The sequence below is a fragment of the Bacillus sp. FJAT-26390 genome (assembly GCF_001682865.1).
Taxonomy (GTDB): Bacteria; Bacillota; Bacilli; order Paenibacillales; family Paenibacillaceae; genus Pristimantibacillus.
The window spans coordinates 177373-191456 of record NZ_MAQX01000037.1 but is presented as its reverse complement, the minus strand read 5'-3'; the positions used below and the strand labels follow the sequence as shown (position 1 = coordinate 191456).

Below are 14084 nucleotides of genomic sequence, written 5' to 3'. Positions count from 1 at the left end.
GATCTTTGCTTCGCAAAAATTTAGGAGGAACAGTATGTCGGATCAATCTGCATCTACTTTGACGACAAACCGGCAGCAAGCTAACAATTTGCTGCGACGCGATGTCCGCTTTCTAGGCAACATTCTTGGTGAAGTTCTCGTGCATCAAGGCGGCCGCGAGCTTCTTGATATCGTGGAACGGATTCGTGAGCAAAGTAAAGCGCTTCGCGCTGAATTTGTACCGGAGTTATTCGATCAATTCAAAGAAAACGTATCTTCCCTAAGCCCGGAAATACGTCATCAAGTCATTAGGGCGTTTGCTATTTACTTTCAGCTCGTTAATATTGCCGAGCAAAATCACCGGATTAGACGGAAACGCGATTATGAGGTTTCTGCCGGCGAAACGGTGCAACGCGGCTCAATCGAGAGCGCTGTTCAGGATTTGAAGGAACGGAATATCGCGATCGAGGATGTTCAAGATATTTTGAGCAATATTTCGCTTGAGCTCGTCATGACTGCACACCCGACCGAGGCGACTCGTCGCGCTGTGCTTGATATTCATAAACGGATCGCCGTTGATGTGATGGAGCTTGATAACCCAACATTGACGTACCGCGAGCGCGAGAAGCTGCGTGAGAAGCTCATGAATGAGGTTCTTATTTTGTGGCAGACCGATGAGCTGCGCGACCGTAAGCCAACCGTTATCGACGAAGTTCGTAACGGCCTGTACTATTTTGACGAAACGTTGTTCGAGGTGCTGCCTAACGTCTATGAAGAGCTAGAGCGCTGCCTGAGCAAATATTACCCGGACGAGAAGTGGCATGTGCCTGATTACTTGCGCTTCGGCTCATGGATTGGCGGAGATCGCGACGGTAATCCATCCGTTAAGGCAAATGTCACTTGGGAGACGCTGACGCTGCACCGCCAGCTGGCGATTCGCAAGTACGAAGAGAAGCTTGGCGAGCTTATGGATCTGCTCAGCTTCAGCACGAACCTGGTTGAGGTATCTGACGAGCTTGTTGAATCGCTTCGTTCGGACCGTGAGCATGTTGAACTGAAATGCGTTGATCTATGGAGAAATACGAAGGAGCCTTACCGCATTAAGCTTGGCTTTATGTTGGAGAAGCTGGCAAATACGCGCGATGAGTCGCTTAAAGGCTCGCAAATGCGCTATAACCACCCTGAGGAGCTTCGTGAGGATTTGCTCGTTATCGACCGCAGCTTGCGCCATCACTATGCCGATTATGTAGCAGATACGGCACTGGCTAAGCTTGTTCGTCAAGTTGAGCTGTTCGGCTTCCACCTCATGGCGCTTGACGTTCGTCAGCATAGCCAAGAGCATGAGAATGCGATGTCCGAAATTTTGGCGAAAATGAACGTGGTTGCAGACTATGCATCCCTTTCGGAAGAAGAGAAAACGGACCTGCTTCACCGCCTTCTGAACGATCCAAGGCCGCTTACTTCGGGCCATCTGGATTACACGGAGTCAACGCGTGAATGCTTGAACGTATACCATACGATTTACCGTGCGCAGCAAGAGTTTGGCGTTAATTGTATCTCCAGCTACCTGATTAGTATGACGGAAGCGGCGAGCGACATGCTTGAGGTTATGGTGTTCGCGAAGGAAGTTGGCCTGTTCCGCAAGGAGGCTGACGGTTCTATCCGCTGTACACTGCAATCGGTACCGCTGTTTGAAACAATTGACGATCTTCACGCAGCGCCTGCAATTATGAAGCAGCTGTTTGAAATGCCGATCTACCGTCAAGCGGTAGAAGCACGCGGCAACCTGCACGAAATTATGCTTGGCTACTCCGACAGCAACAAAGACGGCGGTGTGGTTACGGCGAACTGGGAGCTGCGCGTAGCGCTTAACGAGATTACGGCTGCCGGCAAAGAATATGATGTAAAATTGAAGTTTTTCCATGGTCGCGGCGGAGCGCTTGGCCGCGGCGGAATGCCGCTTAACCGCAGCATTCTTGCACAGCCGCCGCATACGGTTGGCGGAGGCATCAAAATTACCGAGCAAGGCGAGGTTCTTTCCTCGCGTTATTCAATGCAAGGTATCGCTTACCGCAGCTTGGAGCAAGCAACTTGGGCGCTTATTACGGCAGCTCGCTTGGCAAAATATCCAGAGCAAGCACCGCAAGCGGAAGCCGAGTGGGATGAAATTGCACGTTCGATTTCCGAGACTGCGCTCGAGAAGTATCAGGATCTTATTTTCCGCGACCCGGATTTCTTGACGTATTTCAAGGAGTCGACTCCGCTGCCTGAGGTTGGCGAACTGAACATCGGTTCACGTCCGTCCAAACGCAAAAACAGCGATCGCTTCGAAGACTTGCGCGCGATTCCTTGGGTATTCGCATGGACGCAAAGCCGTTACTTGCTGCCGGCTTGGTATGCTGCGGGTACAGCGTTTAAGCAGTACCTCGACCAGAACGAGGGCAATCTCGAAACGCTTCGCACAATGTACGAGAAGTTCCCGTTCTTCCGCTCGCTTATCGATAACCTGCAAATGGCTCTGGCCAAAGCAGATCTCGTTATCGCGAAGGAATATGCGGATATGATCAAGGACAAAACGATCCGCGATCGTATTTTCGAACAAATCGAACAAGAGTATAAGCTGACTTCTGAGCTTATTCTAAGCATCACAGGCCAAACGGAAATTTTGGATAACGTTCCTGTCATCCAAGAATCGATCCGATTGCGCAATCCGTACGTCGATCCGCTCAGCTACATGCAAGTGCAGCTGCTTAGCGAGCTTCGCGCTCTTCGTGATAACGAAGAGGATGATCCGCAGCTGCTCCGCGAGGTGCTTCTCACGATCAACGGAATTGCAGCCGGCCTTCGGAATACGGGCTAACAAACAAGCTTGCCGCTTGGCAAGCATGACTATCACAAAGCCAGCCATGGCATACGCCGTGGCTGGCTTTTTTTGCATTTGGAGAAGACGTCCTGTCGCCATTTACGAACAACCATCATATGCTGATTATAAATACCTTTAATCCCATGTGAGCGATGAGGATTAAACGTGTGAGAGGATGGGCGAGGCGATGGGAAGAGAGTTTATCGATCTATTTGACCATTGGGCGGATCATTATGAGCTTACGGTACAGGGGCAGGACGAGGAATATTCCGAAGTGTTTCAAGGTTATGATGCCATACTGGAAGCGGTAGCGGAGCGCTCCTACGGAACTATTCTTGAGTTTGGCGCCGGAACGGGCAATCTGACTGAGAAGCTTCTTCGGCAATCCTCCACCGTTTACGTGGTTGAGCCGTCGGCTGGCATGCGCGCCCAATTTGAAAAGAGAGGTTTAAATGCCGTGCTGCTAGACGGCGACTTCCAGCAGTTCCCGACTATTCCGGTGAAGCTGGATACTATCGTAAGCACGTATGCCTTCCATCATCTGACCGATGAGGAGAAGGAGCGGGCAATCGCATTTTACAGTACGCTGCTCGGAGAGAGCGGGCAAATTATTTTCGCAGATACAAGCTTTGAGAATGAAGAGGCACGCAAGCAAACCGAGCTTGCTGCAGAGCAGGCGGGTTATACGAATTTGTTAAAGGATTTGCAAAGCGAGTATTATTCTACGATTGATTTGCTCGAGAGGATATGCAAAGCCCATGGCCTTGAGGTTGTTTTTCGGCAGCTTAATCGTTATGTCTGGCTGATGCATGCAACAAAGGAGACCGTATAAGGCGAGCCTCGGAGTAATTATGTTATATGAACCATTCACAAGAGCTTATCAACGTAAGCTCTATTTTCTTATGTTCATTTATATTCCGCTTAAGTTTCGTTTAAGGTACATCCTGCATGATAGGTACATAGGAAACAAACATTAACATTTGAGAGGATGATAGAAATGAACGAGGAAAACAAGCGCACGGATGCGAATAACGATACTTATACGGCGGCCGATCCTTCCCATACATCGAACCAAGAAAACACGAATTCCGTTACTACTTACGTCTATGAATCTAGCAGATCAACAAATGAGCTCAGAGCATCTTACGAGAAGGAGCTTGGACTCCAAACGGACAAAAGCATACCTCCTGAAGCGGGAGGCAAACGCAAAAAACGTTCCGCTGGAGGCTCGGCTAAGACGCTGGTTGCTTCATTCTTAATCGGTGCGATCGTGATTGGCGGGTTCTCGTATATGGCGGATAAAAACAACATGTTCAGCGGCGGAAATGAGCAAGCACAGGAAAACGCGGGCTCAAGCGTAGTCAGCAACTCGGCTCAGCAGGACGCCGGATTATCTACCGCGTCGCTCAAAACAAGCGATGACATCGCTTCGGTCTACGCAGCAGCAAGCCCGGCAGTGGTCAAAATTGAAAATTATGCGGAGCCTGCCCGTTCGAATTCGATGTTTGATGATCCCCGTTTCCGCCAATTTTTTGGAGACGGCCAATCGGGCGGCGACGGACAGCAGCAGCAGCAGGAAAGCAGCGGCGAGCTGCAGCTGACTGGCTCGGGAACCGGATTTTTCTTTGAGCAGGATGGTTATATTTTGACTAATGAGCATGTCATTGCGGATGCGAAGGAAGTGAAGGTTACCGTTCAAGGGTACGACGAGCCGCTTACCGCGAAGGTGCTTGGCTCAAGCTACGAGCTGGACTTAGCGGTGCTGAAGGTGGAGAGCCCGGACGGCAAAGCATTCCCATCCCTCAAACTAGGAAGCTCGGATGAAACCAAAATTGGCGACTGGGTTATCGCAATCGGCAATCCCTATGGCTTCGACCAGACGCTTACGATGGGCGTGCTGAGCGCGAAGGAGCGTCCGATAACCATTGCGGATGAGCAGGGTGATCATGAGTACAAGCATTTGCTGCAAACCGACGCTTCGATCAATCCGGGCAACTCGGGCGGACCGCTCCTCAATGAGAAGGGCGAGGTGATCGGCATTAATACGGCGGTAAACGCTGAGGCACAGGGCATCGGCTTCGCCATTCCGACTACAACCATTAATCAGGTGCTCGAGAAATTGAAAACAAACACTTTGTAATCACAAAAGAGAATTGTAAAAGGTCTGGGAGACATCTGTCTTCCAGACCTTTTTTGACATAAAAAATGGTGAAAACTAGCCGGAAGTCGAATCGTCAACTAGCCTAAGGTCGATTGCTGACGCTGCGTTAAACGTATATAATTGGCAGAACGATCAGTACTCGCTGGAGACTGGCAACAATGAACTTTAGAAAATGGACCATGCTCGCCGGATAAGGCATAGGCATGACTGCATTCCAACATAAACCTTTGAAGAAATTGGAAGATTACGTCTCATTGGTCTTGCTTTTTCAGTTCATGTGGATTACGATTTTTCTAGAGTGTTTATAGCTTTGACGCTGGCCTGCATACCGGCAAATTATCGCGATTCTTGTCGAATAGGCAGATGCGCTGCTTGCTGCCGGGTTTGCCGGAGCAGAATCATTTCGCAATGATGAATAGCGCAGGGGGGCTTAAGCGGCCTGTCATCCGCGGTTACATAAAGTTTGTTTCTGTTTCTCACAGGCCGATTGCTGAGCGGATTATGATTCCGTCAACAAATCTGCGATGATGATAACGTTCGGTTATATCGTAATCGCTTTGCTGCACGGAATGAGGCTAGGGCAGGCGAAGGCGAATGAACGCTTATCGGATATGGGATAGCGCTTGCTCAGCTAGGCAGCGTTATTCCGGCAATGGGCAGGGCGATCAGCCGAACGAACGGAAGGTTTGGAGGAGTTAAGGTGAATGTATTGGAAGCACGCCTGGCGAAGTTAGCGCTCAAAGGCGATCAGCAGGCATTTGCTGAGCTTGTAGACCTCTATCAAGATAAGCTCTTTCATATGGCATATCGAATGTTAAACAGTCGCCAGGAGGCGGAGGATGTCGTGCAAGACACCTTTCTTCGGGTGTACAAAAACTTGGATAGATACGATGATACGCTAAAATTTTCGACATGGATCTACAGGATCGCAACGAACCTGTGCATCGACCGGCTGCGCAAGCGCAAGCCGAGCTATTCGCTTGACGCTGAGTCCTCGGAGCACGAAGGACTGGACGGTTATTCGATGATACCGAGCGACAATCGGACGCCGGAATCGGAGCTGCTGCTGTCGGATACGCAGCAGATTATTCATGCAGCCATCGCATCGCTGCCGCCAAAATATAAGAGCGTGATGACGCTTCGCTATATGCAGGATCTATCTTTGCAGGAGATTGGCGACGTGCTGGACATGCCCGTAACGACGATTAAGACGCGCGTTCACCGCGGCAGGGAGTTTCTGCGGAAGAAGCTCGAGCACAAATTATAGGTTGTGCACGGGCACAACTTTTTTGATTTCGAAAAAAAGTGAAACATCCCCTCTTTAGCTACGTATCCTAATAGCGAGAATAGAACTTAATGCGCGAGCATCTGAAAGAAAGGACTGGCTGCTATGAATTGCAACGTCGCCATCGTATGGATGCATGACTATTTGGACGGCGAGCTGCCCGTAGAAGATATCCTTACGTTAAAATCTCATTTGCTTTCCTGTCCGGCTTGTCGCAGTCGGTTTGAACAGCTCCAGAAGACGGACGCCGCGGTGTTCCATACTGTAGAAGCGATTAAGCCAGCCGCGGATTATGACAAGAAGGCATCGGAGCTATTAACGCAGCGGATTATGCAGCAGTTGCCGAAGAAACAAAGCAAGCAGCGGAACGGGATCGTAAGATTTATCTATCGCTATCCTGGAGTAACCGCTGCTGCTGTATTTGTACTCGTTATGTTAGGAAGCTTCTTTACCATGTGGGAAGAGGACACTAAGCTTATCGTAGCAGGCGAGGATCTTCAGCAAGTCATCATAGAAGGAAACACGGTAATCGTTCCGGAAGGCGTCCATTTAACGGGCAACCTGACGGTCGAAAATGGAATTGCTGATGTAAAAGGCGAGATTGACGGCAACGTAACCGTAATCGACGGCACTTTGAATTTGGCATCTACCGGACATATTGCGGGGCAGAGCAGGACCATTGATCAAGCGCTCGACTGGTTCTGGTATAAGGTGACGCAAACTTTTGGCGGAAATATCCGTTAATGTATGCCGCCTCCCTCTCGCAGGGAGGCTTTTTTTATTTTTTTTTTGAAAAAAAGGATTTCCAATCCCACATCTAGAAAATAATAAAGTTGAAAACCAATAAAGACAAGAATAAGGGGATCGGCTGTTGGGGGTTGGCATATGAGTTATTTCGCAGATTCGACTTGGCATGACTGGTTAAAGGACATCATCGATGTTGGCATAGTCAGCTTTATTATTTATAAAATGATTTTGCTTGTACGCGGAACCCGTGCGGTTCAGCTGTTGAAAGGGATATTTATACTCGTAGCGGTATGGGGGCTGAGCACCTGGTTCAATTTGTACACGTTAAAATGGCTTATGAACCAGATGTTCACATTCGGTATCGTGAGCGTGCTCATTATTTTTCAGCCTGAGCTTAGACGTGTGCTTGAGCAGCTTGGACGCGGAAAGTTTTTTGCGCGAGCCTATTCGCTTGACAAGGATGTCGTTAATGAACAAATTGACGGTGTCATTAAGGCTGTCCGTTTTATGGCAGAGCGCAAGATCGGAGCGCTGATCGTTTTCGAGCGCAGTACGGGACTCAGTGAATTGATTGAATCGGGCATCCGGATGGAATCGAAAATTACGTCGGAGCTGCTCATTAATATTTTCACGCCGAACACGCCGCTTCATGATGGTGCGGTCATTATTCGCTCCAATCAAATTATGGCAGCTGGCTGTTACTTGCCGCTGTCGGAGAACCCTTTTATAAGCAAGGAGCTTGGTACCCGTCACCGCGCTGCTATCGGGGTAAGCGAGGTAACGGATGCGATTTCGGTAACCGTATCGGAAGAAACGGGGCAAGTATCCTTATCGCTCGGAGGCATGATCGTTCGGGATATTAACGAGGAGTCGCTAATTTCCAAGCTATTCGATGAGCTGACACCAAAAACGAACGCACGCACGAAGGAACGCGTTACCGTGTCATCCCTGTGGAAGCGGAAAGGAGGCCGTGATGGATAAATGGCTTAGTCATCCCACCGCGCTCAAAATCATTTCCGTATTAATAGGTCTGCTGCTCTGGGGGATTGTACATATTGATCCCGGCACGTCGCCTCAGACCGTAACGACAACCAATTTTGATACAAAGACGATAGAGGCATCCGTTATTACGCCAGAGGGCCTAGATGCTGACAAGTACGTGCTTACCGCCATGGAACCAACGGTTGTAAGGCTTAACGTACAGGGCCGGCTCTCCGATCTGCTCAAAAATTCCTCACTGGATGATTATGTCGTGAAGGTGGACTTGAAAGGGACGAAAGCAGGCATGCAGGAGCTGCCCTTGACCGTAAGCTTACCTAAAGGAATTCAGCTCATCGACATGTCGCCGCGTACCGTAATGGTGCAAATCGAGGAGATTTTGACGAAGCCATTCGAACTTCAGGTTGTTACCGAAGGAAATCCTGCACCTGGATATGTAGTAGGCGCCTCAACGATCGTAGCGCCAACGCCAGCCGTACAGGTTACGCTGCCAAAAGATGATATGAGCCGCGTCGGGCTGGTCACGACGGAGGTTAATATCGACGGCGCTGATAAAACAGTTGTGAACAAAAAAGCTAAAGTTCTCGTATATGATACAGACGGCATTGAAATGACGAATGCAATCATTTCTCCGGAAACCGTTCATGTAGAGGTTAAGATTACGCCGCCATTTAAGTCGCTGCCATTGCAGGTCCGCTATACCGGCACTTTACCTGACGGGCTCAGCTTAGTATCCGTTAAGCCGGCTATCGATAAAGTCACCGTATACGGCGAACAGAAGGCGTTAGATGAGCTTAAGGTTTATGATGGCGTGGTGCTCGATCTCTCGAAGGTGAAGGAGTCGGGCAGCATTCAGGTGAAGGCCGAGCCAATTGACGGCATTAAATCCGTTGATCCGGGTGAAGTGACGCTTGACGTGGTCGTAGCGCCTAATATTACACGGACCTTTACGGGATTGCCTGTGACGATCGAGGGGCTGGCAGCCGGTACCTCTGCCGTCATACGTACGCCTGCGGATGGCAAATTTAATGTGACCGTCAGCGGAGCGGAATCGGTGCTGTCTGGGCTTAAGGCAGAGGCGATTACGGTTATTGCGAATACGGAAGGGCTCGCGCCAGGCTTGCATGTCGTAACGCTGCAGGTTGATGTGCCTGCTTACGTATCTACAGTTCTTACAGAAGGGCAGAAGCTGACCGTTTCCATCGAAATTATCAATGATGCAACTGCAGGAACCGGGGGAGACAACTCAGAGGAAGTCGGGGGAACTCCGACGGATGAGCCTCCTACCGCTACACCGCCGCCAGATACCGCCGAGGAGAACGGTAACAGCGGCGGCAACGGTGGCAGCGGCACGAATACGAATCCTTAAACTAACTAGCAGATATAGCAGATGATAACGAACGCAACATATAACAAAGGAGCATTTTAACTATGGGGAAATATTTTGGTACTGATGGTGTGCGGGGCGTAGCCAATCGCGAGCTTACACCAGAGCTGGCTTACAAGATCGGCCGCTGTGGCGGTTATGTGTTGACACACAAGGCGAAGAAGCCTAAGGTTGTTATCGGTTTGGATACACGGATTTCCGGTCCGATGCTGGAATCTGCGCTAATCGCGGGCCTATTGTCTATTGGTGCGAGCGTAGTGCGCCTTGGCGTTGTTTCTACACCGGCAGTCGCTTATATTACGCGTGAGCTTAATGCGGACGCAGGCGTTATGATATCGGCATCGCATAATCCAGTAGAAGATAACGGCATTAAATTTTTTGCTGGCGACGGCTTTAAATTATCGGATGATACCGAGCTCGAAATCGAACAATTGATTGATGCTCTTACAGATGAATTGCCACGCCCTGAAGGCGGGGATATCGGAGCGGTATCAAGCGATAAAGGTGCTAAGCAGCGTTATTTGGACTATTTGAAAACAACGATCAAGGGCGAATTCAGCTCTTTGAAAATCGTGCTTGATTGCGCGAACGGCTCCGCTTACGAGCTGGCTCCATCCGTATTCCGCGAGCTTGGCGCGAACATTATTACGGTAGGCGCAGAGCCGGATGGGCTTAATATCAATGCAGGCGTGGGATCGACGCATCCTGAATACTTGCGCGAGCAGGTGCTGCAGCATGGCGCGGATCTTGGTCTTTCTTTCGACGGGGATGCCGATCGTCTGATTGCGATTGACGAGAAAGGCGAAGAGGTAGACGGCGACTTTATTTTGTGCATTATTGGCGATGCGATGAAGCGGGCCGGCAAGCTTAAGGAAGACACGATCGTAACGACAGTTATGGCTAACATCGGCTTCTTTAAAGGCGCGGAGCGCATTGGCCTAAAAACGGCTCAAACGGCTGTAGGCGACCGTTACGTGATGGAAGAAATGCGCCGCGGCGGCTTCAACCTTGGCGGAGAGCAATCCGGCCACGTCATTTTCCTTGACCATATTACGACTGGCGACGGCATTCTTACTGCGCTTCAGCTTGTCGATACACTAGCAGCTTCCGGCAAAAAGTTAAGCGAGCTTAAAGGGCTTATGCGCAAATACCCGCAAAAGCTTGTTAACGTTCGTGTAGCCGATAAGAGCTTGTATCAAGGCAATACAGCCATTGAGGAAGCCGTTAAACGCGTGGAGCTGGAGCTTGGCGACAACGGCCGCGTGCTTGTCCGCCCATCGGGGACGGAGTCTTTGATCCGCGTAATGGCGGAGGGGCCTGAGAAGGACCAAGTCGAGGCTTATGTTGCGCAGATTGCTGATGTCGTTAAAAGTGAGCTAGGTTAATTTTATAATATGGTGTCGAAGGCTTGTCGGATCTTGTTGCTGACAGGCCTTTGCTGCCCTTTTTTGGAAAATAAGCGTGGATATTTTCAAGGAAAGGTTGCACAGCAGCAATAAAATGAATATGATAGGTAGTATGATTCAAGAAGGAAAGCGAGGATAGAGGTTATTTAAGCAAGTTAAGCGCCAGAGCTTGCGTGATGAACGATCTGTTGTAGAGCTGGGAAGAAAAGCTTGAAGCGGGTGTTCATACGGGAAGCTGACGAGGTGAAGGTGTTCGAAACATTCGGCGGGGACCTTCCGGTATTTGCAAGCCAACCGAAAGCTGTTACGTAAAACGGCCGGGCGACCGGTCATACAATCGTGCAGCAGGCTGCTTATTTTTTCATGCAATTATCGATTACTCCCGTATGTCCAAGATGCCACCGGTGGGGTGGGCACGGGCAGAGGGGTTACATTTTTCCGCTACAACTCGGAACTGATCTGTGACAACTTCATATTGCCTGTGCCACGCATTGGCAGGCATCCGACAAGGACGGGAAAATAACCTTATCGGAGGCCTATTAAATTATGTGTGGAATTGTAGGATATATTGGTAAACGCGACTCTCAGGACATTTTGCTCGAAGGATTGAAGAAGCTGGAGTATCGGGGTTATGATTCCGCTGGTATCGCTGTCTTCACGAAAAACGGGCTCGAAATTACGAAGTCCAAAGGTCGTTTGGCTAACCTTGAAGGCTTGCTGCGCGAGGAGCCGCTTGAAGGCTCTGTCGGAATTGGCCATACTCGCTGGGCAACTCACGGGAAACCGTCGGATGTGAACTCCCATCCGCATACCGACAACACGGCGAAATTTTCCGTTGTCCATAACGGAATCATCGAGAACTACTTGAACTTGAAAGAAGAATTGATGCTTAAAGGGCATATTTTCGTGTCGGAGACGGATACTGAAGTTATTTCCCATCTTGTCGCTGACGAATATAACGGTAATATCGTGGAAGCCGTTCAACGCGCGGTTAAACGTATGCGTGGCGCGTTCGCGCTTGGCGTATTGACAGAGTTTGAACCTGATCGTCTTGTTGCTGTACGCTTTGCAAGCCCGCTAGTAATCGGTGTAGGCGAAGGTGAAAATTTCATTGGCTCGGATATTCCGGCTATTTTGGAGCATACGCGTAACGTATATATTTTGAACGACGGCGAAATGGCGATCTTGACACGTGATGCTGTCGAAGTGATGACGACTGAAGGCGAAACTATTTCCAAGGAAATATTTCATGTCGATTGGGATCTTGTAACGGCGGAGAAAGCCGGATTTGATCACTTCATGTTGAAGGAAATCCATGAGCAGCCAAAAGCGTATCGCGACACAATGATGAGCCGTATTTCCGAAGACGGCAAATCTGTTGAATTAAAAGAGCTGGGCATGACAGCTGAATATATTAAATCGATTCGCAAGGTACAGATCGTAGCATGCGGCACGGCTTACCATGCAGGTCTTGTCGGCAAATCGGTCATTGAGTCGCTTGCGCGCATCCCGGTAGAGACGGATGTTGCATCCGAATACCGTTACCGCTCGCCAATCGTAACACCGGATACGCTAGTAATCGTTGTAAGCCAATCTGGAGAAACGGCAGATACGCTTGCGGCTCTACGCGAGGCACAACGCAACGGCGCTCGCGTGCTTGCGATCACGAACGTAGTCGGCAGCTCGGTTGCCCGTGAAGCGGACCATGTGCTTATAACATGGGCTGGTCTTGAAATTGCGGTTGCTTCGACAAAAGCATACACATCGCAGCTGATCGCATTTTATCTATTTGGCTTGCATCTGGCTAGCACGCTTGAGACGAAAGACGCTTCTTATATCGCGGAGGTCATTGCTGCAATGCATGAGCTGCCTGCACAGGTAGAGCGTATTCTAGAGCAAGCGGCTGTGCTTAAGCAGGTAGCGGAATCGATTTCGGTACACAAGCATTTGTTCTTCATCGGCCGCGGCGTAGACTACGCTGTCGCGCAAGAAGGCTCGCTGAAGCTGAAAGAAATTTCGTATATTCACTCCGAAGCTTATGCTGCTGGTGAGCTGAAGCACGGAACATTGGCGCTTATCGAGGACGGCATTCCTGTTATCGCATTAGTAACGCAGGAAGAGCTGTACGAGAAAACGCTAAGCAACATCAAGGAAGTTAAAGCGCGCGGCGCACATGTCCTTGGTATCGCGAACGTAGGTACAGAAGACGAAGTCATGAAATCCGTCGACGAGCTATTCGCAATTCCGAAGACGCTGCCGATCTTGTCGCCGGCGTTGTCGGTTATCCCGCTGCAACTGATCTCCTACTATGCTTCGCTTGCTTTGGAGCATGACGTGGATAAGCCGCGGAATTTGGCAAAGAGCGTTACGGTGGAGTAGGGAGTTAGGGGTATAGTGTTCGGTTGTGTTAACATCCAACAAACTCTAAAGCCCACCATTAAAACCATGCACAAAGCTTATAAAGTCTAATTACAAGCCGAACTGATTTCAGGCATTTCCACCTGAAATCACTCGGCTTTTTCTTTCTATTTCAATCTCTTCCTCGATCTTTTTCCCAATCAATATCCTCGTAATCCCTTGCCTGTTCTGGTTTTATTCCTATTTTAATCTACGATTTTTTATACCAAATTCCAATAGATTATGAAGGAATATTTCATGAAGAGATAAAAAAGAAAAAGGGGGAGGTAGAGTCAATACTACTTGATTTAATTAAAAAGAAAAAATATGAGGATACATTTGATATCACTGAAAAATATGATCAGACAGTAAATGTTGATGTCACCTTAGATGCTATAAGGACAATAGTTAAAAGCCGACAAGGTGTTTATTCCGGCTATCTAGGATTGATTAATATTCCGGATGATTATAGCGGAATAATGTCAAATGAGATATTAACTTATAAAAAAAAGTATAAAAGAGATCTTGAAGAATATTCAGCTACATTATCTAATCTAGATCGAATCCGAAATCAATCCAAAAAGGTTTCCCCTCAGATAGGAATGAGTTCTGATGAAGTTAGATCTTCAAGTTGGGGTGCACCTGAAGATACAAAAAAAACAACTACTAAATACGGTGTCAGTGAACAGTGGGTTTATGCTAATGGTCGTTATGTTTATTTTGATGATGGTGAAGTAACTGCAATTCAAGAATAGCCAAATTATTTACTGAAATAGGCTTGCTTTTTTCGTTCAACTAGGGACACGATAGTACCATGACAACAGGCTGCCAGATCATCGGCAGCCTATTCGGCTAGCTGA

The 14084-nt window shown here is 48.9% G+C and carries 10 protein-coding genes; all 10 read left to right on the top strand.

Translation table 11 applies throughout. The annotated features are described in order from the left end of the window. The first annotated feature begins 34 nt into the window (after positions 1–34). The 10 genes from ppc (at position 35) to A7975_RS33905 (ending at position 13979) form a co-directional block, all read left to right on the top strand. Complete coding sequence (ppc, locus tag A7975_RS32585; RefSeq protein ID WP_065387918.1) at positions 35–2839, top strand: phosphoenolpyruvate carboxylase; 2805 nt, start codon at positions 35–37, stop codon at positions 2837–2839. Between the two features lie 190 nt (positions 2840–3029). Continuing rightward, the gene (locus A7975_RS32580; RefSeq protein WP_065387903.1) at positions 3030–3674 is read left to right on the top strand and encodes a class I SAM-dependent DNA methyltransferase; all 645 of its coding nucleotides are present in this window, start codon (positions 3030–3032) and stop codon (positions 3672–3674) included. Positions 3675–3839: 165 nt separating this feature from the next. Continuing rightward, positions 3840–4982: a S1C family serine protease gene (locus A7975_RS32575; protein WP_255314640.1), complete on the top strand. Its 1143-nt coding sequence runs from the start codon at positions 3840–3842 to the stop codon at positions 4980–4982. A gap of 721 nt (positions 4983–5703) precedes the next feature. Continuing rightward, positions 5704–6270 (top strand): RNA polymerase sigma factor SigW, encoded by a 567-nt coding sequence (sigW, locus tag A7975_RS32570; protein WP_053373944.1) that lies wholly within the window; start codon positions 5704–5706, stop codon positions 6268–6270. Between the two features lie 123 nt (positions 6271–6393). Continuing rightward, positions 6394–7032 carry a zf-HC2 domain-containing protein gene (locus A7975_RS32565; RefSeq protein WP_053373945.1) on the top strand — a complete coding sequence of 213 codons (639 nt, stop codon included), beginning with the start codon at positions 6394–6396 and terminating at the stop codon, positions 7030–7032. A 141-nt stretch (positions 7033–7173) separates the two neighbouring features. Continuing rightward, the gene (gene cdaA, locus A7975_RS32560; protein WP_053373946.1) at positions 7174–8016 is read left to right on the top strand and encodes a diadenylate cyclase CdaA; all 843 of its coding nucleotides are present in this window, start codon (positions 7174–7176) and stop codon (positions 8014–8016) included. After that, entirely contained in the window at positions 8009–9403 is a 1395-nt protein-coding gene (locus A7975_RS32555; RefSeq protein ID WP_053373947.1) for a CdaR family protein, read from the top strand. Before cdaA ends, A7975_RS32555 begins: the two co-directional genes overlap by 8 nt. Positions 9404–9465: 62 nt before the next feature. Then, positions 9466–10806 carry a phosphoglucosamine mutase gene (gene glmM / locus A7975_RS32550; RefSeq protein WP_053373948.1) on the top strand — a complete coding sequence of 447 codons (1341 nt, stop codon included), beginning with the start codon at positions 9466–9468 and terminating at the stop codon, positions 10804–10806. A gap of 567 nt (positions 10807–11373) precedes the next feature. After that, positions 11374–13206: a glutamine--fructose-6-phosphate transaminase (isomerizing) gene (glmS, locus tag A7975_RS32545; RefSeq protein WP_053373949.1), complete on the top strand. Its 1833-nt coding sequence runs from the start codon at positions 11374–11376 to the stop codon at positions 13204–13206. 497 nt (positions 13207–13703) lie between these two features. Further along, positions 13704–13979 carry a hypothetical protein gene (locus A7975_RS33905; protein WP_141680476.1) on the top strand — a complete coding sequence of 92 codons (276 nt, stop codon included), beginning with the start codon at positions 13704–13706 and terminating at the stop codon, positions 13977–13979. Positions 13980–14084 lie beyond the last annotated feature (105 nt).